This window comes from Bifidobacterium sp. LH_417 (assembly GCF_056357035.1).
In genome coordinates this window covers 1-937 of record NZ_JBKEVI010000043.1, presented here as the reverse complement: position 1 = coordinate 937, position 937 = coordinate 1, and the positions used below count along the sequence as shown (strand labels likewise).

Here is a 937-nt window from a genome sequence, read left to right as displayed (position 1 = left end):
CGGACGAGACCGCCCGGTACTGCGGCGGATGCGGGGCCGCGGGACGTGTCCGTCCCTCGTGGCGGCGCCGTTTCGCGCACGTGCCGGTCGGCCAGAACGCGGTGCACCTGATGGTGCGCGTCAGACGGTACGAGTGCGCGGCGTGCGTCCGGTCATGGACGGACGACCTGACGCGCATAGCCGGCGAGGGCAGGAGGCTGACGGACCAGGCGGTGTGGTGGGCGTGCGCCGAGGTCGTGCTCAAGTCGAAGAGCGTGCTCGCGTGCGCGAAGGACCTGGCCTGTTCGTGGGGCGCGCTCAACCGGGCGGTATTGGACAAGGGCATGGAAACGCTGGTCGCGGACCCGTCGCGTCTGGACGGGGTGGAGGCGATCGGCGTGGACGAGCACGTGTGGCGGCACACCCGCACGGGCGGCCGGTACGTGACCGTCATCGTCGACCTGACCCCCAGAAGGACGGGCGGGCCGGCCCGGCTGCTCGACATGGTCGAGGGCAGGAGCGAGAAGGCGTTCGCCCGGTGGCTGGCCGAACGCGGGCAATCGTTCCGCGACAACGTGAAGGTCGTGGCGATGGACGCGTTCGCCGGATACAAGAAGGCCGCCGCGCGCCAGGTGCCGCACGCCGCGGAGATCCTCGACCCGTTCCACATCGTCAAGCTCGCCGGCGACAAGCTCACCGAGGTGCGCTGCCGGCTCCAGCGCGAACGGACGGGACGGCGCGGCACCAAGGACGACCCGCTCTACAAGGGCAGGAGGATCCTGCTCAAGACAGCGTCCCTGCGCACCGACAGGCAACGGGAGAAGGCCGACCTGCTGCTCGCCGACCCCGCGAACAAGCCGCTCGCCCTCGCGCACGGCGCGTACCAGAAGATCATCTCCTGCTACGCGCACGAGGACCGGCGCAGGGGGCGGGGCATGATGGCCGAGCTCATCGAATC

The 937-nt window shown here is 70.7% G+C and carries 1 protein-coding gene; it reads left to right on the top strand.

Going from position 1 to position 937, the window contains the following annotated elements; translation table 11 throughout:
• Positions 1-937 (top strand): ISL3 family transposase (locus tag AC1AYR_RS11740; RefSeq protein ID WP_476555182.1); only part of this gene is annotated, 937 nt, incomplete at both ends.